Genomic DNA, 1,269 nt, shown 5'->3' with positions numbered 1-1,269 from the left:
CGGAGTCCCTGATTTCACACTGCCAAGAAAAGCCTCTAGCGAGGCGGGAGGTGCCCGTACCGCAAACCGACACAGGTAGGCGAGGAGAGAATCCTAAGGTGATCGAGAGAACTCTCGTTAAGGAACTCGGCAAAATGACCCCGTAACTTCGGGAGAAGGGGTGCTCTGGTAGGGTGAATAGCCCGAGAGAGCCGCAGTGAATAGGCCCAGGCGACTGTTTAGCAAAAACACAGGTCTCTGCAAAACCGTAAGGTGACGTATAGGGGCTGACGCCTGCCCGGTGCTGGAAGGTTAAGAGGAGAGGTCAGCGCAAGCGAAGCTTTGAATTGAAGCCCCAGTAAACGGCGGCCGTAACTATAACGGTCCTAAGGTAGCGAAATTCCTTGTCGGGTAAGTTCCGACCCGCACGAAAGGCGTAACGATCTGGGCACTGTCTCAACGAGAGACTCGGTGAAATTATAATATGCGTGAAGATGCGCATTACCCGCGACAGGACGGAAAGACCCCGTGGAGCTTTACTGTAGCCTGATATTGAATTCCGGTGCAGCCTGTACAGGATAGGTAGGAGCCTTGGATCCCGGAGCGCCAGCTTCGGAGGAGGCGTCGGTGGGATACTACCCTGGCTGTATTGGACTTCTAACCCGTGCCCGTAATCCGGGCAGGAGACAGTGTCAGGTGGACAGTTTGACTGGGGCGGTCGCCTCCTAAAGTGTAACGGAGGCGCCCAAAGGTTCCCTCAGAATGGTTGGACATCATTCGTAGAGTGCAAAGGCATAAGGGAGCTTGACTGCGAGACCTACAAGTCGAGCAGGGTCGAAAGACGGGCTTAGTGATCCGGTGGTTCCGCATGGAAGGGCCATCGCTCAACGGATAAAAGCTACCCCGGGGATAACAGGCTTATCTCCCCCAAGAGTCCACATCGACGGGGAGGTTTGGCACCTCGATGTCGGCTCATCGCATCCTGGGGCTGTAGTCGGTCCCAAGGGTTGGGCTGTTCGCCCATTAAAGCGGTACGCGAGCTGGGTTCAGAACGTCGTGAGACAGTTCGGTCCCTATCCGTCGCGGGCGCAGGAAATTTGAGAGGAGCTGTCCTTAGTACGAGAGGACCGGGATGGACATACCGCTGGTGTACCAGTTGTCTTGCCAAAGGCATCGCTGGGTAGCTATGTATGGACGGGATAAATGCTGAAAGCATCTAAGCATGAAGCCCCCCTCGAGATGAGATTTCCCATTACTTCGGTAAGTAAGATCCCTCAAAGATGATGAGGT

1 rRNA gene is annotated in these 1,269 nt (G+C 55.0%); it reads left to right on the top strand.

Going from position 1 to position 1,269, the window contains the following annotated elements:
- Positions 1-1,269, top strand: a 23S ribosomal RNA gene (locus L7D49_RS00005); the annotation flags it as partial.

Source organism: Sporosarcina cyprini (assembly GCF_022048975.1).
In the GTDB taxonomy this organism is placed as follows: Bacteria; Bacillota; Bacilli; order Bacillales_A; family Planococcaceae; genus Sporosarcina; species Sporosarcina cyprini.
This window is presented reverse-complemented; position numbering and strand designations above follow the sequence as displayed.